The sequence below is a fragment of the Streptococcus porcinus genome, from assembly GCF_901542335.1.
Classification (GTDB): domain Bacteria; phylum Bacillota; class Bacilli; order Lactobacillales; family Streptococcaceae; genus Streptococcus; species Streptococcus porcinus_A.
In genome coordinates this window covers 556,381-580,074 of record NZ_LR594036.1, presented here as the reverse complement: position 1 = coordinate 580,074, position 23,694 = coordinate 556,381, and the positions used below count along the sequence as shown (strand labels likewise).

12 protein-coding genes and 4 pseudogenes are annotated in these 23,694 nt (G+C 37.5%); all 16 read right to left on the bottom strand.

What is annotated here, in order from left to right:
* Positions 1-22 precede the first annotated feature (22 nt).
* Positions 23-8,770: pseudogene (locus FGK96_RS02825) on the bottom strand (helicase-related protein).
* Between the two features lie 85 nt (positions 8,771-8,855).
* Positions 8,856-10,283, bottom strand: coding sequence for a helix-turn-helix domain-containing protein (locus tag FGK96_RS02820; RefSeq protein WP_138081149.1), 1,428 nt, complete (start codon positions 10,281-10,283; stop codon positions 8,856-8,858).
* Between the two features lie 18 nt (positions 10,284-10,301).
* Positions 10,302-10,481, bottom strand: coding sequence for an AbrB/MazE/SpoVT family DNA-binding domain-containing protein (locus tag FGK96_RS02815; RefSeq protein WP_138081147.1), 180 nt, complete (start codon positions 10,479-10,481; stop codon positions 10,302-10,304).
* An 83-nt stretch (positions 10,482-10,564) separates the two neighbouring features.
* Positions 10,565-12,277, bottom strand: coding sequence for a DNA topoisomerase 3 (locus FGK96_RS02810; RefSeq protein ID WP_138081145.1), 1,713 nt, complete (start codon positions 12,275-12,277; stop codon positions 10,565-10,567).
* A 95-nt stretch (positions 12,278-12,372) separates the two neighbouring features.
* On the bottom strand, positions 12,373-13,923 hold the full coding sequence (locus FGK96_RS02805; RefSeq protein WP_138081143.1) for a CD1107 family mobile element protein: 1,551 nt from the start codon (positions 13,921-13,923) through the stop codon (positions 12,373-12,375).
* A complete protein-coding gene (locus tag FGK96_RS02800) occupies positions 13,898-14,137 on the bottom strand; it encodes a conjugal transfer protein (protein ID WP_138081141.1) in 240 nt (79 codons plus the stop codon). Before FGK96_RS02800 ends, FGK96_RS02805 begins: the two co-directional genes overlap by 26 nt.
* 12 nt (positions 14,138-14,149) lie before the next feature.
* The gene (locus FGK96_RS02795; protein ID WP_138081139.1) at positions 14,150-16,282 is read right to left on the bottom strand and encodes a CHAP domain-containing protein; all 2,133 of its coding nucleotides are present in this window, start codon (positions 16,280-16,282) and stop codon (positions 14,150-14,152) included.
* Between the two features lie 3 nt (positions 16,283-16,285).
* Positions 16,286-17,191 (bottom strand): annotated as a pseudogene (locus FGK96_RS02790) (VirB4-like conjugal transfer ATPase, CD1110 family); the annotation flags it as partial.
* 82 nt (positions 17,192-17,273) lie between these two features.
* Complete coding sequence (gene ltrA / locus FGK96_RS02785; RefSeq protein WP_138081137.1) at positions 17,274-18,947, bottom strand: group II intron reverse transcriptase/maturase; 1,674 nt, start codon at positions 18,945-18,947, stop codon at positions 17,274-17,276.
* Between the two features lie 552 nt (positions 18,948-19,499).
* A pseudogene (locus FGK96_RS02780) lies at positions 19,500-21,026 on the bottom strand (VirB4-like conjugal transfer ATPase, CD1110 family); the annotation flags it as partial.
* Positions 20,938-21,327, bottom strand: a complete 390-nt coding sequence (locus tag FGK96_RS02775; protein ID WP_138081133.1) for a PrgI family protein — start codon at positions 21,325-21,327, stop codon at positions 20,938-20,940. The gene FGK96_RS02775 and the pseudogene FGK96_RS02780, both read right to left, overlap by 89 nt.
* A 3-nt stretch (positions 21,328-21,330) precedes the next feature.
* On the bottom strand, positions 21,331-21,594 hold the full coding sequence (locus FGK96_RS02770; protein WP_138081131.1) for a conjugal transfer protein: 264 nt from the start codon (positions 21,592-21,594) through the stop codon (positions 21,331-21,333).
* 17 nt (positions 21,595-21,611) lie between these two features.
* Positions 21,612-22,476, bottom strand: a pseudogene (locus FGK96_RS02765) (VirB6/TrbL-like conjugal transfer protein, CD1112 family).
* A gap of 19 nt (positions 22,477-22,495) precedes the next feature.
* Positions 22,496-22,711 (bottom strand): Maff2 family mobile element protein, encoded by a 216-nt coding sequence (locus FGK96_RS02760; protein ID WP_000394208.1) that lies wholly within the window; start codon positions 22,709-22,711, stop codon positions 22,496-22,498.
* Between the two features lie 3 nt (positions 22,712-22,714).
* On the bottom strand, positions 22,715-23,026 hold the full coding sequence (locus FGK96_RS02755) for a single-stranded DNA-binding protein (RefSeq protein WP_138081130.1): 312 nt from the start codon (positions 23,024-23,026) through the stop codon (positions 22,715-22,717).
* Positions 23,027-23,192: 166 nt separating this feature from the next.
* Entirely contained in the window at positions 23,193-23,633 is a 441-nt protein-coding gene (locus tag FGK96_RS02750; RefSeq protein ID WP_138081128.1) for a hypothetical protein, read from the bottom strand.
* Positions 23,634-23,694 lie beyond the last annotated feature (61 nt).

Here is a 23,694-nt window from a genome sequence, read left to right as displayed (position 1 = left end):
GCAAAAGGGAGGTTTCCCTCCCTTATCGTACATATTCCTGTTCTTTTGCAGTTTGTTTTTCTTCTGTTTTACTTTCTTCCTGATAGGCTCTAATTTGTCCTAAAATAGACGGCTTATCCTCTGTTTTCTGTGTAGCTTCCTCTTTGGTATGCAGATTATCTTCAACATCATAGGTTGACTCAAAATAATCGCTGTCCTTAAAGTCATTGTCATATCTGTCAGAAATACCGTCATTATCCATATCTTTAGAAAGTGGATCATAGAAGTTTCCTTCATCGTCAATATCAAGTCCAAGTGCTACCCTTAAATCTTCCGAATCGACATAGACCAAATCACTAAAGGAAGATAACTCAATCTCATTTTTCATATTTCTTAAAGCTTCATTTTCTCCTTTGTTTTCATAATCAAAGCTCTCTGTTTTGATAGGAGTATCATTAATGTACTGCGTCCAAGTTTTATCCTCTAAATCAAGTTCATACTGAATACCATGCCTTTCATCCGGTGTATTGGTATAGGCGATGCCGATGTGCTTTAAATCAGGATATATAGCATCAAACTCATCATAGCTATGATTTTCCTCATACTCTCTGTTGCAGAAGTCAATGATGGCTCGTTTTACATCTTCTACAAGGGGATTATCATTCCTCTTTTCTTCCACATCACCCATATCAAGGAGCTTATTCAGTTCAGCCAAGCGAAGTACCTTATTCTTTAGTTCATCGGCTTTTTCAAAAGGCTTATTAAGTTCCTCTTTGGCATTTTCAAGTTGCTCTTTGGTGCCGATGAGTTTTTCTTCAAGCCTCTTTAATTTCTCAGGCATTTTCTCAAGAGCATTATCCAGTCTTGTAATATTACCTTCCGCACTTGTTCCAAGCTCTCCTGAATGCTTTGCAGCACCGTTTAAGCTGAAGTTATGCTCATTGGTGAAGAAGTTGTAACTTGCCTCTAAATCCATGTTTCTGTACTTACCTATAACTTTGCTTTCATTGATTTTTACTTTAGAAATAGCTTCAAGCAGCTTTTCTCCGGCTAATTTCTTATCGAATATCTTCTCGCCACCGATAGTAATGGAAGTAAACTTTTCCTCGCCTTCTGCTTTAGGTTCAACTTCTGATATATCTTTCTTAACAGCTTCTATGAGTTTTTCTGTTCTTGCGATTTCTTTTGGATAGTTTTTAGCAACCTTATCTTCTAATCTGTAACGATTAGACTTATAGTTTGCTTCCAGCATTTTAAGTTTCGTTACCTCATTATCCAAGTCCATCTTTTCCTTGATTTTTGGACCACCTGTTGCAAGTGCCTTAATCTCTGCATAGTTAAGGCTGCTTTCGTCCACATCTTCTGCCACTCTGACAGGTGTTTTACTTGTCATAATCTGAGAAATGAACTTCTGCTTATTTTCTATGGTCTGCCACAGATACGCATCAAAGGTGTTCTCCGTTACATAACGAAAGATATTAACCTCTTTATTTTCATTTCCCTGTCTTACAATTCTACCCGCTCTTTGCTCTAAGTCAGCAGGACGCCAAGGGACATCCAAATCATGAAGTGCAATCAGCTTATTTTGCACATTCGTACCTGCTCCCATTTTCTGAGTCGATCCCATTAAAATACGGATTTCTCCTTTTCTTACCTTTGCAAAGAGTTCATCCTTTTGCTTATCGGAATTAGCCTCGTGGATAAAGACGATTTCTTCTTTCGGTATTCCCATTGCCACAAGTTTATCCCTTATATCATCGTAAATATTAAATTCTCCATCTCCTTTCGGTGTTGACATATCGGAAAATAGTAGCTGTGTAGATTTGTTTTCTTTTGTCTTATCCCATATTGAAAATACATTTTTAACGCAGACATTGACCTTACTGTCAGGATTATCAGGAAGTAATGGATTTATCAAACGCTGGTCTAAGGCAAGTTTCTTCCCGTCATTAGTAATCTTCAGCATATTATCTTCATCAGGCTCAACCACCCTATTTCTCACATCATCTGCTCTTTCAGATAAACTCTTTAGGATTTCCTTTTGCTCTTCACTTGGCAAGGTCTTGATAACCTCATAGTGTGCTTCAGGAGTAGGGAGATTTAGCATATCCGCTGTCTGAATGTCCGCAACTTCCTTAAACATACTCATTAGTTCAGGCAAGTTATAAAACTTTGAAAAACGAGTTTTTACTCTGTATCCTGTTCCCTCCGGAGATAATTCAAAAGCGGACTGCGTTTCTCCAAAGGTAGATGCCCAGCTATCAAAATGCTCCAAGTTATTCTTCTTTAGGCTATCGTACTGAAGATAACGCTGCATGGTATAAAGCTCGGTCATGGAGTTTGATATAGGCGTTCCTGTAGCAAAGACAATACCTTTCCCGTTTGTCATTTCGTCCATATAACGGCACTTCATAAACATATCGGATGACTTAAAGGCTTCAGACTGCCCAATACCTGCTACATTTCTCATTTTTGTATGAAGGTACAAATTCTTAAAACTATGTGCCTCGTCAATAAAGAGCTTATCTACTCCAAGTTCTTCAAAGGTAATGACATCATCTTTCTTAAAATCATCGTTTAACTTTTCAAGCCTTGTTTCCAGTTTCTTCTTTGTCTTTTCAAGCTGCTTTACCGTAAAGTTCTGATTTCTGTCATGCTTATATTCCTCCACATAGTTAATGATTTCATCAATCTGATCTCGAATATGCTTCTCCTGATATTCCTTACTCATCGGAATTTTTTCAAATTGCGTATGCCCGATTACTACCGCATCATACTCTCCTGTGGCAATTTTGCCAATAAATCTTTTTCTATTCTTCGGCTCAAAATCTTTCTTATCTGCCACCATAATATTTGCTGAAGGATAAAGCTGCATAAACTCTCTGCCGATTTGTCCTGTTAGATGATTCGGTACTACGAATAAAGACTTAGAACACATACCAAGCCTTTTAGATTCCATTGCGGAAGCTACCATTTCAAAGGTCTTTCCACTACCAACCACATGGGCAAGAAGCGTATTTCCTCCATACAGACTTCTTGCAATGGCGTTTCTCTGATGAGGTCTTAAATCTATTTCCGTATTCATTCCCTCAAATGAAAGTTTACTACCATCATATTCTCTGTTACGAATTGAGTTAAAACGCTCGTTATACAGTTTTACAAGACGGTTTCTTCTTTCCTGATCACTAAATATCCAGTTCTTGAATTCTTCCTTTAAAAGCTCCTGCTTTTGTCCTGCAAGTAAAGTTTCTTTTTTATTTAGCACAGAAGTTTTTGAGCCATCAGGATTTACAATCTGGTCAAACACCTTTGTTTCTTTAAGATTTAGGGCATCTTCAATCAACTTATAGGCATTTACTCTACTTGTACCATAGGTCATCTCTGCAAGGTCATTTCCTCTGTCTTTGCTTTTTCCTTCAATATTCCATTCGCTTGTCAGGTTTGAAAATTTAACCTTTATATCCCATCTTGCATAACCCGGAGTTTTGAGTATTTCAAAGATAAATTTTTCAATGTCTTTAATCGGTATCCAAGTAGCACCAAGACGCACATTGATTTCACTTGCTTCAAGCTCCTTTGGAAGAACTTTTGTAAGCTCTGCCTTTTGATATTCTAATCGACTCATCTCATAGCTTATCTGCTCTTTTTCTTTGCCATCTTCCGCATATCCAAGATGAGGTAGTTCTCTTTCTGTTTGTCTGAGCTTTGCAAGGTAGCTGTCAACTATGACAATCTTATCCCTGATATTTCCTGAAAGATATTCATCCTTTGTTACATAGCCGTACTTATATGAATTACTGCCGTTGGCACAGGCGAAAGGCAAATCTCCATCTTCGAGGTTAAAGGATAATGGTCTATAAAAGTTTTGTTCCTCTCTGATGTTTAGATAGATTTCCCCTCTAAGTTCTTCTATCAAAGTTGGTCTGTCTTTTCCCGTCAGGCTTTCCATATAGTCAAAATCAACATAGCCTTTTTCCGACATAGATAAAACAAGAGCTTCAATGGAAGTGTCTACATGATCTATGACTTTGGCTTTTGTAATGGTTCTCTTTGAGAAAATATCACCCTTTGCCTTGAAGTTTTCTTCTTCATCAAGAATTTCAATGGAAGAAACAAGAGGGAAATTGCTATCCTCTTTTAAGGCTCTGGTATTACTTAGCTTATTTACAAAACCATGCTTTTTAGAAAAGATGTCATAGACTTCATTCAATTTTTCCTGTGAAGCCTTGATTTCTTCCTCGCTAAAATCTTCTTTCTGCTTGTAAATCACATCTTTTAAGGCAACATTCAGCTCGAGATAATCCTTGATTTTTTCTTTGTTTTTATCTGATACTTTCTTTTTGATAAAGAGTGAGTTTTCTCTGTAATAGACTTCCTCATCAATCAAGGTATAAGAGAAGTTCTTTACATCATCCGTTGCAGGGATAGAGGTTATTTCATCATCAAATAGCTCTATTTCTTCATACCTTGCATCTTTTGAAATTCTTTCTCCCGCAATCTCAAGTCTATCCTTTAGGGACGCCATATTTATTTCTGTACCTAAATATGCAATTGGCTCACAGGTAAGTGTCTTGCCAAATCTTCCTGATACTTCACGCATTGTGCCGAGTACCTGTTCAGGATGATCTACAAAGTATTTGTTATAGGTAAGACCATTTTCATCTTCAGAAAGATGTATCCCGTCCTCATCTCTTTCTCTGATGCTATCTCTTTTCTTTAGAAAGATAATATCGCTTGTTACCTCTGTTCCGGCAACTCCCTTAAAGGTATCATTTGGAAGTCTTATTGCTCCTAAAAATTCACCTCTTGCTGCAAGGTAGCGTCTTACACTTTCATCCTTTTTGTCCATTGTCCCTGAAGATGTAATAAAGGCGATAATACCGCCGTTTCTTACTTTATCAATGGACTTGGCAAAGAAATAATCGTGGATAAGAAAGTTATTTTTGTTATACTCCCTGTCATTTACCTTATATTCTCCAAATGGAACATTACCGATAACTGCATCGAAGAAGTTATTGGAAAAGGAAGTTTCTTCAAGTCCTTTAATCTGTATATCACTTTCAGGGTATAACAGCTTTCCAATTCTACCGCTTACCGAGTCAATCTCTACACCATAAAACTTGGACTTATTCATTTCATCAGGAAGATTTCCGATAAAGTTTCCGATACCCATACTTGGCTCTAAAATATTCCCCTGTTTAAATCCCATATCCGAAAGCGTCTTATATATTCCGTCTATAACAGTTTTTGGTGTGTAAAAGCTCGTTAAAGTAGATTCTCTCGCCGCTTCGTATTCAGCCTGCGATAGATTTTCTTTTAAGAAGTTCCTTGCCTCTTTCCACTGACCTTCTCTGCTTTCATCAAAGACTTCGGAAAGTCCTCCCCAGCCCACATACTTTGCTAAAACCTCCTGAGCTGTACTGTCAAGCTCTCTTTGTCCGCTTTCTACACGATTAAGCATGGAGATAGCTTCAAGGTTTTGATTTAATCTTTCGCTTGGACTTAACTTTTCAGGGAGCATATCTTCTGTGATTTTGAAATTGTGAGTTACCGCTTTCTTTATTTCAATTTTTTCAGCAGTCTACGCTGGCTTTCTATATGTCAGATTTTCAAATACCCTCTCAAGATCGCTTTCAAGATGATAAGGAATTACATCGGAGCCTGTTATCATACCGCCAAGATATTTTGTATTATCTTTAACGGTTACCGTCTTTAGGTTACTTCCCATATCATCAAAGCGTATGATGGTATAGGCTTTGTCCTTGTATTTAACTTCATCACCAACAATAAAGCTTGGTCTTTCAAGGCTTATTTTATTCAGCAAGTCCTCACCATTTTCAAAGGCAACAATAGGAATTTGATGGTTACCGACTCTATGAGGATCAAGCCACAAATCATATCTTCCTGTGATTTGATTTTTAGAAATTTCTCTGACTTTGTATTCTTCATGATTAAAATAGACGGTATCGCCCTTTTTAACTACAAAATCATCTAAAAAACTTTCCTTTTCTTCGTTAAGCTCTACTTCTTTTCTTTCTTTGAGGTAATCAAATAAAGTTCCCTGAACAGGTGTTACAGGCACTCTTTCTTCGACTTCTTCAGGTGTTTCAAGCTCTTCTTTATCTTCAAAGCTTAGTTCTCCGTTAAAGACCGACTGAAGCTCCTGCTCATCCATCTGCTTTTTTAGTTCACCGTCTTTAAGTTCTCTAAAAGTCTTTGGAAAATCTTCTAAAATAAGCCTTTGAGCATTTAATTCTTTCAATTCTTCAAGATTGAAATATCCCCATTCAGGCTCAAATCCTAACACAAGTCCAAAGGCATCACCGCTTTCCCTATCATATTCCGTCATATACCAAGTCCAGTTTGAACGGAAAGGAATAATATATGCAGCATGAACCTCTTTATCCGCTAAAGCTACATCTTCCTGTGCGTAAAGCTCAGGCACTCTTTCAAGCATTTCATCGGTCATTAATTTTTCAGGATTATCTTTAGAGTAATATTGCGGTGCTTTTGATTCTTCCATCTCTGACTTACTTTCTATTCTCTTTTCTTCATACATATTTTTAGAGAGCAGCTCGTCAATATGCTTTGCTACATTTGACCAAGTAAGAAAAACATCACTACAATTATTTTTCTGTAATTTAAGTCCCTTTGCATCATGCCACTCATCACTTCCCATTGCACCTGAAACAGCATGTGAGTGTCCTCCAATTCCATATTCGTCTTTTAGAAAGCCAGCTTTTTCCTGCAAGGTATGAATTTCTTTGAAAAACTTTGTTATTCGCTCTTTTCCTCTATCTACTCCGCTTCCTCTTGAAATAGTGGCAAGGACTTCATCTTCTGTGATAAAGGACTTCACTTTGGGAAGCTCTGTTAAGTTCGTGCTATATTCTTTTCTTGGAAATTCAAGTTCCTTAAGTCTCTTATAAAGGCTATCAACCTTGTGATAATGAAATCTTAGTATGTCCCTATCTTCTTCATATGCTCTCAAGAAACGAGCATATTCAGAAATAACATTTTTTAGATAGTCGGGATTTTTAAATTTTTCAGATAGCACGCCTGTTTCTTTCGGAAAGCCACCACCTCTTTCTATATAGTCAAAATAACCCTGTGCTTTTCCTTCTTCGCTTAAATCATGGTATAGATACCATAATGACTCTGAAATTCTATCCCTTTCGTAATCTAAGGCTTCAGAAAGCTCCACATTTGTGGCAAACTCTCCATTTTCCAAAAGCTCATTTATTCTTTTTGCTGCATCACTCCAGCTTAAAATTTGCGTATCATCTTCTCTTGCCGATGTACCGTAAGCTAAATGAATACCTTTATCCGAATACCAGGAAGATACCTCTCTTTCATCAATGTAAAATCCGTTCCCACCTTTAAAGGTATCTTTGAGGTATTCTCCCAATTCTTCTATTGTTTTGCCTTTGGAAAACTCCGCAATAACAGGAAGTCTTCCGCCATCGTGATTTCCTCCGTTAATAAGAACGGTATCAATATCCTTCTTAGTGAGAGGAATGGTAAGCCTTATCTGTTCATAGGTATTTTCAGGTAAAGAAAAAGAAGCCTTTTCAGCTTCTCTTATCTCTGCCTCAGTATGTTCTTTTAGATTTCCACTACTTCCTTGATTGTCATCTCTTTTAAGGCTGAAATCATCGCCTTGTATTGCGTATCCTTCTCGTTCTCTATCTTCCAAGCTGCCATCAGCTTTGGCTTCTCCGTTCTCATAAATTCTATCGCTTGTTTCTGAATATCCATCAGGTGTCCTATCAGTTTCTTCTCCTTGTATAGATTCACTAACATCTCGAAGTTGCTCTGCTCCTCGCTCTCTGAAAGAAACTCCAGCCTCATCACTGCGTAGGTCGGATTGGGATATTCCGTTATAAAGGCTGTCTGTTCCTCCAAACTGTTTAGTGTGTTCTCCCTGATTTTCTCTATTATCTCGTCCGTACTCTCCATTTCGGAGAACTCGCTCGTTTTCATTTCTTTCCTGATCATCTCGTCGAAGTACATTTTCTTCTACCTCCTCTAATTCTTCTTTTATTTTATTATATCCTGCTTCTTTTCCTCTTAAAACTTCTTTTTGAAGCTCCAATTCTTTGCTTTTTTGAATGGTCGCATCAATAATCTTTCCGCTAATATCCGATACGGTTTCACCAAGACTCATTAGAGATATGCTGTCAAGTCTTTGAAAGTTTTCTCTTAAAAGCTCATGATCCATCGGATAATCTAACTTGAATCTTGCAGCTACCGCATAGCTTACCGAGTCCCTTACAAACTTGGCAAAGGATATTCTATCCTCATCAGCTATTCTAAGCTCATTCATAAGACCGTCTATCTTTTCATCACCGTAGAGTCTGCTTAAAGAAAAGATATTTTCTAAGGTGCTTTCACTTTCCTCATAACCCTCACTTGTTATCATTTCCTTTAAGACATCTCTATGAGCTTCTTTATCAAATCTCCAAAGATTTACTTCATTGACATCTCTGTTTTTTGAAACGGTTTGACTTATATCAAAGATATAGTCAACCTTTTTGTATGTGCCGTAGTCCTCTAAAATAGGGATACCTTTCTGTCCTCGCATAACGGTTCGATTAAAGCGTTCCCTCCAATAATCAAACTTTGCACAGGCTGTCGCTTCAGGATTTCTATCATAGATACTCAACTGACTTCTAAAGTCATATCTTTGATTGTTCCCGACAACCTTTAAGAGCTTTAAGTATTCTGCTTCACTTTGCAAAATATCCTGTTTTACAAGCTCCAAAATGTTATGAAAATCATTTATTCGCATTTTTACCTCCTTCTTTTTTACAAACAAAAAAGGCGGTTAGATTTTACTCTAATCACCTTTTGGTTCTGTGTATTGCAACTTACTTTTACTCATCAAGTTCCCAATGTCCATTATTACCACTACCTACATAATTCAGATTATCTATCTCTTTTATAGCTCTTTCGATAGTCTTTACGCTAACTCCAGCTTCATCTGCAATAGACTTTCTTGTAATCCTATCATTGCTTCTCACTTTTTCTTTGATAAACTCTGCGAGGGCAATCTTATTGTGAGCGACATTGTGAACGACACCCTGAGCGACATCATGAGCGACATTGTCGCCCCCAACCTTTTGCGTCGCTATCTTCTTTAGAGGAATAATTGTTCTAAATATATCTCCCTCCTCAAATAACGGGTTTTGTCCTGAATAAAGCTGTGTGTACTTGCAGGTATTTCTCATTCCTGAACCAAGTTCATCCGCAAGGCCTATTTCTCTAAAAACTTTAGATATAGCGGGATTTTTAGGAAAAGGCTCAAACTTTTGTAAATCCAAAGCTCCCATCCCATGAGCCAAGTTGCTGTTTTCAACCGTAATCCTCTCATCGTCAATAATCATCTTTGCAGGAAAACCACTTGAATAATCTCTATGAGCCAGCGTATTGGAAACTATTTCTCTGAGTATCCTGTCTCTTGCATTGACATTGACAATCCCATCCAAGACAAATAAATCATTCAAATGCTTTTGTCCAAATTCTATCAGCCTGTCATAGCTGTCAATCAGATTTGTTATGACAACATCTCTATCATCATATCTATCCTTATTTTCAACCCTGAATATCGCATCAGTTTTGTGTTGCGGAAGAACGGACATAATAGAGTTGTCTTTTCCAAATAGCAAAATAGCAGCTAATGTGATTCCTTCACGCTTTGTTTCCGGATCTGTCAGTATCAAATTGGCACTTCTAAGAAGCTCCTCATTACTCATATTTTCCCAAACATGATTTTTATTTCTTGCTACAGCCATTTTCTTAGCTTTTTCAATGACAGAAGCATCAAGAAAGTCAATATCAAGATTCGGATATACTTTATTTACAAAATTGCTTCCTTGTTTTCTTGCATATAACTTATATACAAGTTCAGAATGATCTGTGATATTAATGTCCCCTTCATAAGACCTATCCCAAATTCTTCCGTTATGTCTGCATACCTGATAACCTTCAGGAACTCTTATATAAATAACTTGTTTTCCCTCAATTTCAAAAGTTTGCGGCAGCAAATAAAGTGGTGGATACATCTTTTGCGGATTATTAATTGCCGTAGTGAATTCCTTAATCACTTTATCTACTTTATCTTCACTAACTCCAACAATCTCTCTTTTATCATTTACACCAAGTAAAATATGTCCACCATTTCTATTATTGAAAGAACATACCGTATCAAAGACATCTTTAGTTAAAGCATTCTTAGATTCTTTAAACTCAACATCTATCTTTTCTCCGGTTTGAATTAACTTCTTAATTTCATCTATCGTCATCTGCTTATTTCACCACCTTTATTTCTTAATGTTTTCTTCGATAAAAACATTGGAATTTTGAATTTCAACTTTATCTTTATTAACTACAAAAGTAACATAATCACCATTTCCTAAATTCAAAAGTTCTCTAATCCTCTTTGGAATGGTAACCTGTCCTTTTGACATAACTTTAGCAGTATCCATAAATATATCTTTCATACCTAATTCCTTTCGCCCTACTTTTCCTACAAAAGATTATAGCACTTTTAAGATATTTTTTCTACTCTGAGATTAGTCCTTACTCACTTGCTATATGTCAAAACAGCCTCTTTTATCTCATTTTCAATATCTTTCAAAAATTCTTCCTTTGAAGATTTTCCCTGAGCAATATCCGATAATTCCATTTCCCACTTTGCTGTCGTTTCTGCCGACTTAAAGGTATCTGCTACAATCGTTACAAGGCTGATTCCTTTATGAGTGGCAATCAAATTCTTCTTATCTCTTTCGACAAATCCCTTAAAGATTAAGTTTTCAATAATCCCTGCCCTTGTTGCCGGAGTGCCAAGTCCTTTTCTTTCCACCTCTACACCTTTTTCCAAGGCTTGATTTCCTGCAATCTCCATAGACTTTAAAAGCGTATCTTCAGTAAAGTGTTTCGGAGGTTGGGTATATTTTTCTTTAACTTCCTTACTTTCAATAGCAAGTACATCCCCTACACCTACATCCGGCAAAACTATATCTCCACTTTTTTTAGTCATATATTCTTTCAAATACTTTGTAAAGCCCTCGTCCTTAATAATCTTGCCGGTACTTGTAAACTCAAAGCCGTCAAATTCAGCTACAATCTTCGTTGTGTTCTCGATTAAAGGATAGCCCACACTTGCGTGAAGCTTATTAGAAATAAGCCTATATACTTTTGCTTCACTCTCAGGAATGCCCGATAAATTTTCACTCAGCGAGCTTATTGTCGGGATAATCGCATGATGATCCGTAACCTTTTTAGAGTTAAATACCGTCTTGATACGCCCTGTATCAAAGTCATTTTTGCCCAAAATGTTATTGATGGTACTTGTAATCATATCTTCAATAAGGCATCTGCTATCTGTTCTTGGATAGGTAATCAGCTTCTTTTCGTAAAGGCCCTGTGCATAATCAAGTGTCTGCTTGGCACTATATCCGAAATACTTATTGCACTCTCTTTGAAGTGTTATAAGGTCAAAAGGCAAATCAGGTTTTGTAATCTTTTCTTTTTGAATGACATCTGTGATTTCAATCGTTTCTCCGATAAGATTTTGAAGCTGCTCCGCAATATCAATGTTGTCAATTCTATCGGTTGATAGCGTAAAGCCATTCATAGAAAGCTCCAATGTATAGTATTTTTCTTTCTTGAAGTTTGCTATTTCATCATCTCTTTTTACAATCATGGCAAGAGTAGGTGTTTGTACTCTGCCAACTGAATAATTTTGCTTGTATAGGCAAGAATAGAGCCTACTGATGTTTATTCCCACAAGCCAATCTGCAATGGCTCTTGCCTGTGCCGATTCAAAGAGATTATCATAATCCTTTCCGTCTTTTAGATTATTAAAGCCTTCTTTAATGGCACTATCTTCCATAGATGAAATCCAAAGACGCTGCATTTTCTTTTTGCATTTAGCTTCGTTATATACAAGTCTAAAAATACTTTCTCCCTCACGACCTGCATCGCACGCATTGATAACCGTATCAATCTCTTTATCATTCATCAGCTTTTTAAGGATGGCAAACTGTTTCTTGGTTGCCTTTGCCACATCATACTTATATTCGCTTGGAATAATCGGTAAATCAGCCATATTCCATTTTGCATATTTTTCATCATAAGCATCAGGATTTGCCATCTGAATTAAGTGTCCAACACACCAGCTTACCTTATGTCCGTTTCCCTCATAATATCCGTCCTTTTTATTTTTCGCTCCGATAACCTTGGCGATAGATATAGCTACGCTCGGTTTTTCCGCTATCACAAGTTTATGTTCCATATATATTTTTCCCTCCTGTTTTCAATAAAAAAGAGCGAAAGATTTTACTCTCTCGCCCTGAATTTGCACCAAATACTGTATTATTTTTGGTGCATTTATTCTTCATCTTCGAATTCTGTTTCTTCTGTTTTTTCCTCACTTTCTGCTTCAGAAAAGAAATCATCATCTTCTTCCTCTAATGCTTCAAGCTCCTTATCCTCTTTCTTTTTTACAACCTTAAAGTAATAACCTGATCCTAATGCTCCGCCTATAACAAGAAGCAAAATAATATATGTTCCTAAATTACTCTTTTCTTCTTTTTTCTCAGGCTTTACTTCTTCCTTAATCGGCTCCTCTTTGGTAATCTCCTGTTTCGGTGTTTCTTTCTTCTCAACCATATTTAGAAGATCATCTTCAGATACTTCTGTAAGGAGCATTACATTTTCACTATTCTCATCGTGATTGATAATCAAATGAAAGGTCTTGCCGTTTTTCGTTTGAAAGGTAATAAACTGTCTTGCATCGGCTGAATACATATTCGTTTCTTTGTTATCGCTGCTATCTCCATGATGAATTGGATAATCATTATTAGCATTATCCTTATTTCCCGTAACAGTTCCTCTTGCTTTTGACGGAGCGGAAGCCACTCCCTTATTGTTATTTACAGTCTTGTTTGTACTATCCATAGATGAGTCCTGACTGTTATTAGCAGGAGCCTTCGGTGTCAGCTTATTAGGATAACGGACTTCCTTTTCTTTCTCCTTTGATTCAGTTTTACTTGTATCCTTTGTAGTATTACCTGAGCTTACTGTATCAGATGAACCTTTCCCGGTGCTGCTTACAGAAGTCTGTGGTGTTTGAGATGGAATACCAGAGCTTGTCTTAATTCCCGAAATCGGACTAATCGGTGTAGCTGATTGTGATGTTACAGGAGCTTTGTTTGTTTCTGCTGCCTTTTTCTCAAGCTGTTTCACCTTTTCAGTCAGCTTATCCATTTCCTTTTTCATATATGCCGATAAGTCCTTATTTCCCTTATCCTTTTTTGCTTTCTCTTTCAGGCTTTCAATCTCAGCTTCAAGGTCTTTAATCTTTTCTTTCTGCTTATCGCTTAACTTGTCTTTATCTTTGATTTCATCATTTAATTTATCAAGTTTCTCCTGAAGCTCTTTAGCCTCTTTTTCCATCTTGGAAATATCGTCTTTAGAAAGCTCCGTCTGTGTACCTTTATCTTCGGTTTTGGGAGTTTCTGTTTGCGTACTTTCATCCTGCTTCGGCTTTTCTTCCTCTGTCTGCGTTTCCTTATCCTTAACTTCTATCTTTGCTACCTTACGGATAATTTCATCATTTCCATCGCCCTTTACTTCATAAAATAGAAACTCATCAATGAATTTCATGTCATCAGAAAGCATCGGAAGATCTCCGCTATCAAGAAGCTGTCCTTTTTCAGCCTTAATCTTTTCTTCCTTAAAGACTTTTTCATCTTCAAAGATGTACTTTACATTAACTTCAACTTCCGTTTGGACAGCCTTATCACTTGTAGGCGTATCCGCCCCTTTTTGCTCTTTAGCATAAACAACTGTCCAAAGTCCTAAAATGCAGCTAATACTTACAATTACTGCAAGTGCTGCTGACCAAAACTTCTTATTCTTTTTCAAACTGGTTTTCATTTGTTTTCTCCTTTTTCATTTCTGCTTTTTCTCTGTTTATCTTTGCCATCAAATCACCGATTGTGATGTTGTTTTTTCTGCAAATCGCTATGATTTCCTCATTTTCAAGTTCTTCCTCGCGAATAAATAAAGGCTCCAATTCTTCATCAATCAGAGCCTTTTTATCCTTTAACTTCCTTATTCTGTTTTTAATTGCTGTTAGTTCTTTTTTCACATTGTTCCCTCCTTATCTGTTTACATTTGGCGGAAAACCGAAGCCTACCGGATGGTGTTTACAAAAAGTCGCAATCCAATCGTCTAAGGTAGTTACTCTTATATGACCTATGTTATCAATTACCTTTCCGTCTCCGATATAAATGCCGACATGACCATAAGTAAGTCCTGCACTGCTTCCGCTACTGCTGCTTTCTACAGCCACAAGCATTCCAACCTTGAGTTTTGACCTGTCTGATGTAAAGGTATAGTTTCTATACATATCACAGGCATTTCCACCTATATAGCCAAGTCCCGCATTTTGATAGACCTGCGATACCCACATTGCACACCATCCTGAACCCGGAGATGGCGTAATATATGCAGCATTTACAATCTTCTTTTGAACTTCCGTAGAAGCCTCATACTCTTTTCCTCCTCCGATACCTCCATTTGAAGCAATCAGGTCGCTATTGCCAAAGACTTCTCCCATATTGCCTTGAGCAAGGAATAAGGCTTCATAGTGATTTAAATTATCGGGGTACTCAGCAAAGACTTCCCGTATAATGCTGTCCATTTCCCTTTTATGAAGCGTTACAATAAGCTTTCTATACTCATACGGTTCTTCGTGGCTTTCGGTATATTCATTTTCCTCTTCATCGGTATAGGTTTCCGTAACCGTTCTATACCTTATTTCCACTTTTTCCTTGTATTCAAGTTCATACATGGACTCAAACAATTCTTTCAATATGGATTCTACTTCCGATGCACTCTTTACTTCTCCACACCTTGATGTAATGTAGGATAAAAGCTCATGGACATTATGACCGATGTACTCTGTGTTATTTAAAATGTACTCATCATATCCGGGGTAATTTTCTTTAACATTGTCAACCTCGTTTTTCAGATCCTTTTCCATCCCTGAAAAATTCTCATTGATTTCATTTAGGACATTAGGCTTTGATAAGTAGGTTGTTGTAAGGACGGAACTTGTGGAGTTCATAAATCCCGTCATTCCCGCTCCTGCAAAGTTAATAAAGAAAGTTCCCAAAATAATGATACCTACGAAGATAAGCATAAGCCCTTTGGCTCTTCGGATAATCATATGTTTTGAGCTTTTCAGCGTTCCGATAAGTCCCTCTTTAATCCGATCTCTAAGCCTTGACTTATTCTCACGACGAATTGCAGCCTTTACCTGATTTTTCTTTTGAAATCTTTTATAGGCACTTGCTCTTTTATACTCATCTGTCTTTTTAAGCTCCTCTTTGGCATCACGAAACTCTAACTTGGATTTACGCTTTCTGATTTTATAGTCCTTATTTGTAAGGTTATAAGCTTTTTTCGCTCTTTTCCTATCCGAATAATTCTTTATGCCATGAATGAGTTTTGAACTTGCATCAGCCGTCTTTTCTCCTGCTTCTACGCCTTGATTTTCATCACTTCCATGAGATAAATAATCTCTTACGGTTTCACTTCCTTTGGCAAGTCCTGAAAGGGCAGATACTTTTACCATATCTTTTTTTAGCTTTTTCTTTTGATCTTTTGATAGGTTACTATGAACTTTTTCGCTAACAACATCTTTTCCCGCCTTTTTATCTTCAGCCTGATTTACTTTTGGTGCATCGTCCTTTTTCCTTGTATAAAGGCTTTCAGAATAGTTTTTTCTCTTATACCTGCTTTTTTGAGTCTTATGATTTTTCGAGGAATTTTCTAATGATTTTTCTTTATGCGAAAGATTATCCTCTACCTCATAGGTTGATTCAAAATAGTCGCTATCCCTGAAGTCATTATCGTATCTGTCTATAATCCCGTCATTATCAAGGTCTTTTCCTAAAGGATCATAGATTTTTCCATCCTTTACCTCTGTAATACAATCCGATCTTTCTGTTTCAGTTACAGAAGTTATGTTCCCCTTATCTGTCGCTCTATATTTTGCGTTTCTCTTAAGAGTTCCATAAGCCTTTTCAGTATCAGCATTTATCTTACTTATCTTTTCATGCACTTTATCTTGAAATCTATCTTTTTCATGAACGATTTTTTCTCTGTAATCATCGGTATCCTTTAGCTTGCTTTCTTCAGGTATAATGTTTGTTTCACTATGGAGCATTTCTTTTTCAAGGCTTGCCTTATGCCTTTCCTTAAAGTCCTTTTTCAGCTTCTTTCCCATAGGCTACCTCACTTCTTCCGGCTTGGTAGTCATCTTCTGATATAGAATCGTATCTTTTGGAAATTTGTCGATAAATGGAACAATGGTATTTCCAAAGAATAGTAGTCCCTCACCCTCATTGGAGTTGGTAACATATCTGAGCTGCGGAAGTGAGATTTTAAGTTTTTTTGCAAGTATTTCTCTATTTCCCGAAGCCTGATTGAGCATTAAGACAAAGTCCGTATTATCAAAGATATTTTCTATCTCCTTACTCATAAGTAGGTCTTTGACATTTTGCGTAATGCCTGTCGGGATACCTCCCCATTTTCTAAATCTCTTCCATATCTCAACCGAGTATGAAGCTGTCTGCTCATCTTTTAAAAGTAAATGAAACTCGTCGATATAGTATCTTGTCGCTTTGTTTCCTCTGTTTTGCGATACCTTGTTCCACACCTGATCCTGAATAACAAGCATTCCTATTTTCTTTAACTGACTTCCAAGCTCTTTAATATCAAAACACAGGAGCTTCTTATTTAAGTCCACATTTGACCTATGGTTAAAGACATTAAGAGAGCCTGATACATAGATTTCCATCTCTGTTGCCAGCTTCTTACCGACCTTTTCTTCCTGTCCTTTTAACATATCGTATAGGTCTTGAAGTATTGGCATATTCTCAGGAGTCGGATTTTCAAAATACTTTTCATAAATCTTTGGCAGGCATCTATCAATAACAGACTTTTCTTCTGCCGTAAGACCACTGCCACCTACTACAAGCTCAAGCATACTCATGATAAAGTTTGCCTTGTCTTTTAGTGGTGCGTCCCCATCGCCATAGTTCATATTGATGTCAAGGGGATTTAAGTAGTCTTTTGACTTACTGCTAACCTTAATCACTTCTCCATTAAACTGCCTTACAAGGTTTCCGTAGTCGAGTAGGTTAGTGGTATTACTACCACCTTCCTCTCTAAGAACCGTACGTGAGAGTTTCCCCTCATACGGCTCAAGCATTTCATCACTCTTTCGAGCGGCTCTCAATAAATAGTCGTTGACAATAACGATGCACATAAGCCATATTATCAATTTCTTCCACACCTCCCTTGGATTTTGGAACTTTAAAGAAAATTTCTCTATCTTCTCCAAGTTCCATCGGGAGTCCACAGTGATGACAGCGTCCGTTTTGTTTCTTCCAAACAAGTTTAAAACGACCTGTCAACCGTTTCATACCATGATTAAAGGTTCGTTGAGCAAAATAGTCTGTATCCAAGTAAGGATTAGCGTTTTCTCTGACCTTTGTGTGTCTGACGATAGCAGTATGGTCAACTCGAATGAGTTCTTTATCGCCTGAAGCGAATACCCAACTTCGATTGCCTCTTCTATGCCAATACTTGGTCGAAATCCACCACTGACCTTTCTTTGGATGACGACGTTTTGCCCATCGCCACAATAATTCGTATATCTGATAGTCCAGATAGGAGAAGGCTTCACTAGCACAAACGGATTGGTGGTAGTTTGTCCATCCTCGTATCTGTTGATTCAGTTTCATGATTAGGACTTCTTGTTCCCATGCTTTTCCTCGCTTGAGAATGGTTTCTGAGAATTTACCAATAACTGTTTGAATAGAATTCTTAGAAGGTTTGACAATCAATTTCCCCTTGTACTTCCGAAAATTCCAACCAAGTAGGTCGAAACCATCGTTGATATGAGTTACCAATGTCTTTTCCTCTGACAGCTCTAAACCTCGTCCAAGCAGAAACTCTCTAATCAATTCTTTAGCCTCTAAAGCAATTTCTTGTGTCGCAGCTGTGACGATAAAATCATCCGCATAACGGATAAGATTGACTTTATGGCTATTCTTGAATCGAAGGTCGACTTTCCCTAAACGATTGGTGTGGAATCTATCTGATAAGACCTGTTGTAACCCATCTAGTGCCATATTGGCAAGGATAGGCGAAATGATACCACCTTGTGGTGTGCCGTCTTCCGTTGGGAATAACTCACCCTTGAACACAAAACCTGCTTTAAGGAATTGTTTCAAGATAGATTTATCCATCGGAATATTCTCTAAGAGCCAGTCATGACTGATATTGTCAAAACAGCCTTTAATATCCCCCTCTAAAATCCACTGAGGAGAAGCTTTTCGTGATAGTGCTGTGAAGATATATTCACAAGCGTCTTGACAGCTTCTTCCTTTTCGAAAACCGTATGATTTGGTATCTGCGGTTGTCTCTGCGATAGGTTCTAGTGCTAAAGCATAGAGTGCCTGCATAGCTCTATCGTACATGGTCGGAATCCCTAATGGACGTTTCTTCTTTTTCCCCTTTTTGTCGATGTAAACCCGTCTTAACGGACTGGCTTTGTAGCCTTTATCCGTTAGAGACAGGAGAGCTTCCATCTTTTGAGCAGGTGTCGTCCATAGTTCACCATCTATACCAGCTGTTTTCTTGCCTTTGTTAGTCGTTACTCGACGAACGGCAAGTGCCTTGGCATAGAACGAATGGGTTAGTAAATATTGAAGTCTTTTCACTGTGTTAGTGTGTTTGGCTTGAGTAGCCTTGACAATCCTGATTTGTAGCCTATTCACTTCTTGTTCTGCTCTCTTCCAATCAATGCTTTTCCATTGTTTCGCAAGCAGTTGCTTGTGTGATAACTTCTCAGCTTGTGCTGTCGTTGAATATTTATCATTCATAGGTTTACCTCCATTTCTTGTCATAAAATACCATAGGATAAGTCTGCACCCTTTCAGGTCAGGGCAAAGTTTGAACCCCTATCTCCTACCGTTACAGCTGGAGCATTCGCTTTTTATCCTTTCCTCTACCCTCTGTATCGTCTATCCCTCTTACGAGTTCAATACCTTCTAACGATTAAAAGGAATACATAGGGCTTACCAAGTTCCGTGTTATAAATAATTGTGAATACCTTAGGTGCCATCTTTGAGCCGGGAAGAATATGTCCATTTGTCATCAGGTTACGAAAGCCCCAATGACCTCCTCCGTACCTTTTGGTGTAAGTGTGTCAGCCTTATTTCACTTAGTCCCTGTAACGACTCTTGCGATGATTCACGTCTGTTCACCATAGTATTCTTATCCTAACAGTCCATCTGATTTAGGCTATCAGACTTTCCATATTGTCCCACAGGCTTCCCAACATGACCGTTACCAGTCAAGCAGGCTGTGGTAGGATTACTCCAAATGGATAGAGTAGCTAAACTAGCAATTTACAACACGACTTCTTGTCGCACCTCGCCCTCCGGATCGCAAATAATCACATCATCATCTGTTACAAGAATCGCATTTGCCATTTCACGCTTGGCAGAAAATGACTTACCGCTACCCGGTGTTCCTAAGATTAGACCATTTGGATTTTTGAGTTTTTTCCTATCTGCCATAATCAGGTTATGGCTTAGGGCATTTAATCCGTAATAAAGGCTGTTACTTGAATTGATGAAAAGCTCCTCTGTAGTAAAGGGCATAAATACTGCCGTAGATGATGAGGTTAGTCCTCTATCTATCTCAATCTTGTTTACGCCAAGAGGTAACACGCTGATAAGTCCCTGTTCCTGCGTATGATCAAGTCTTTTCAATTTACAGTTGTGCTTATTGGCAATGGAGCTTATCTGAGCGATGGTGTTATCGAGTTTTTGCACTGTCCTTGCAAAGTTCATAAAAACAATCGTTACAACAAACATTCTCTCATCTCTGGTCTGCAAGTCTTTTAGAAGGCTTTTTACATCTTCTCCATAGGTAATTAAATCACTTGGAAGAATGTCCATGTCATAGCCTGACCTTACCGCCTTTTTGTTTTCCTCAATTCTCATCTTATCAATATCGGTATTTTTTCTTTTTACCATCTTGATGGCTTCTGACTGATCAATTGCCTTAATATGAAAAGAGATATTGATGTTATCATCTATATCCAAAAACTCGGCAAGCATACGGTCTGAAAGCTCGCTGGCAAGGATTTGAAAATGACTTGCAGCTCCGATAAACTTTCCAAACTTAAAATACCTTGACGGAGTAAAGTTAAATTCATCAGGAGCAATATATGTCTTTGTGCTTTCCCTTTTCTTTAAGTCTTTGTATGAAAACTCAAAGGTCTTATTGGGATTTAACATATCGTGAAGTATCTTTAGCCTTTCTTCTCCGTTAAGGCTTTCCGCTCTTACACCCATGCTTTTAAGATTAGATAATATATCTATCTCCAGTCTTTCCAGTTTTGAAATAGCCTGCTCTAAATTATCCGCTTCTGCTGTAAAGGTTATATATTTTGATTTTTTTAGTCCGTTATTTCCCTTTACAATCTGACTTTTAAGCATTTCTCTAAATTCAAGTCGTATATCATCAAAGCCATCTTTTTTATCCGGTATCTGAATGGCAGATTTCATTTCTTCGTTTCTTCCAAGCTGATTGATGTAGGAAAACTCAATGCTGACACTTGGATCAAAGGAATTTAGAAAGTTTGCAAACTGATTAAAAATCAAATCTCTATCTTCATCTAAAGCAAGCTGATAGTTAATATCCTGAAAGGCTATGCTTTTACTGAAGTGCTTTTCATCAAGCTGGCATATCCCGATTTTTAAGAGTCTAAGATAGGGAATGGTATCTTCAACAGTGTATCTTTTCGGCTCCTTCTTAAAAATAAGGTCAAACAGTCCACCTTTGTCTTTTTTAACCGTCCCCTTATTGTGCTTTAAGTCCTGTTTTTGACTTTTTAATGCCTTTTTGCTTTGCTCTAACTTTAACTGCTGTATCTTTCTTTTGTCTTTCAAGATAAACCTCCTTTCTCACTCTCTTTTGCGGTTGATAAAACTTATGAAGGTAAATGTGCTTAAAATATTTCTCAAAGGTCAGTCCGTCCTTTTCAAAAAGAGTGATAAAAAATATTGGGAGAGTAGACACAATGAGAAATATGACAGCTATATCATTCGGCACAATTTTTCGCATAAATAAATAGACCGGTAATCCTACCAGTCCTGCAATGGTAAATCCTATGAGCTGCCTTTTCGTTAAGTTAAAGGCTACTTTTGCCTTTACATTCTTTAAGTCTTTTGGGATTGGTACATACGCCATAACCTACCTCCCATCTTTTTTTCCCTTTGACAGCTCCTCAAGATGTTCATATACAGATCCGATTTCATCCTGAATGCTTTCTATCTGTTCATTCATACTTCTGTTATATCGTTCCTGCATTAAGCAAAAATCATTATGGCAGCGACCGATGTCCTGTGTTCTTTCTTCCAAGTCATTCACCTTGCTGTAAAGCTTGATTCTATCCATTACTGCCAAAATACCTGTTCCAACTACTACTGATATAAATAATGTTTTTCTTTTTTTCATACTATCCTTCCTTTCTATTAGTGTGCATTTAATACGCTTTTGGCCAGTGTTCCGCTTTTTAACATCATTAACCCCAGCAAAACTGCATATCCAAGTATCGTCATGGTACTTGTGTGTATATCTGTTATCTGTATTGTCTTAACTAATACTGCGTATATTCCAAGACAAACCATTAAAAAGAGTCCTTGTAATCCAATGGCAAACAGCCCTTTGATGTAGTTTGTTCCAATCTGTCCCCATTCTTTGTTTCCCATCGTAGCAAACGGAATGGCTGATACCGATGAGTAAACATATATCTCAAACATTCTTCCGTAAACCACAAGCATAATTACAATGGAAATTGCCTCTATGGCAACCTTTATGATTGAGGTTTCAAAGAGAATCATGACAAGCTCCCCAATCCCCTTATCTTTTAAGGAATCAACCATTGCCACAATTTGATCTCCGGAAACGGTGGCAGAGGTGTTGATCACCCCCTGCCGCTTTGTTTACCATGTGCTGTGCTACATCAAAGACCGCCATTGAAAATTCAAAGGCATGGGATACTAACCATACAGCAATCCACATCTTGATGATGTATTTGAAAAATTCAAAGGTATCCGTATCGTGCATATTGTTCTTTTGCATAACCATATTGATAAGCTCGATACAAAGGACTGCCGTAATGATTAGCCCCGCTATGGGAATAATGACGGAATCGTTAATACTCTTAATAAAGCTGAAAACCTGTCCGTTCCACCCCATAGGTGTTTTCCCCACATCTGCCGCAACTGCACCAACTTTATCGTTGATGTCAAGAAACATGGACTCAAGATTTGCTTGGATACCGCCCAGTAGAAGTTCCTTAAAGAATTCTTCTATCTTGTCGAATATTCCAAACATCTAAGCTCTCCTTTTCTTCTTACTTGAGTACATTGGCAAGAAGTGGAATTAGCTTAAGTCCGATAAGGACAATACCTCCTCCCGCCATCAACTGCTTGATCCCCTGACTCTTGGCTCCCGGATTGTCATTCCCATATCCTTCCATCAGGTTGATAACGCCCCATGCTCCAAGTCCTGCTCCTACTGCCATAACTAAAATTTTTAATACATTAACTGCCTGTGTAAAAAATTCCATAATTTATTCCTCCTCATTTTCTTCTTTCTTCTCAATCTTGTTGTATGACTTCACTACAAAGTTTTTGAAAGTCTTTCCCTCTTTTTCACGCTTCTTAAAGTAGCCGAATACATGAATCAAATCGCCTTTTTCAAAGTCCTTTGCTTTCTCCGCTTTTTCTCCGTAAGCTGCACAGTTGATATATTCCTTGCCCTTTCCATACTTTTTTACAAGCGTGAAGTTTGCAACTTCTACTTCCTCCCCCTCTTTTTCAAAACTTGAAAAAGTAGGCTCTGCCAACAAGTTGGCGTTGATGTTAATCATTTCTTGCTTCATTAAAATTTCTCCTTTTCTTTTCAATAAAAAAAGCGACTGGAGTTTTTCTTTTCCAATCGCTGATGCTCTTACTATTTAGTTTTCTTTTAAGTGGGACTTCTTATCCTGAACATATTACCTCCTGCTTCTCTGAACATAAAAAAAGCAGCAAATCTATTTTTTAGACTTACTGCTCTTCATCACTATTAACTATTTTTTGTTTTTCTTCTTTAAGCTGCTCTATTCTTTTCATATCTACAAGATGAGTGGCATACCATTTCTCAATATCATCTGAACCGCTTTTACTAAACCTTAGCTTCATTACCGGCTTTTTCCCTTGCCCATTCTTTTTCTTTACCGCCCACTTTTTATATACGCAATAGGATGGCTTTAAGCTCATTTTTTTAGCATATACTCTTATTTCATGTAAGATTGTGGAGAGCTTTTTTAAATTGATATTGCATACTTTTTCTAAATATGAGACTTTCCCGTTCCTCCAAAGTTCATAATTTGCTTTTGAAAGCACCCCTAAATCCATAAGTACATCTACTGCTGTAGCATATCCCCGTTTTTTTAATTGATGATACATGGACGAATGAATTTTTCCTATTAAATCTTTATTATTCAATAAATTCTCCTCTCTGCAAATTGTACTTTTCTTATTTTTAATTATACCAAACGAAAATACT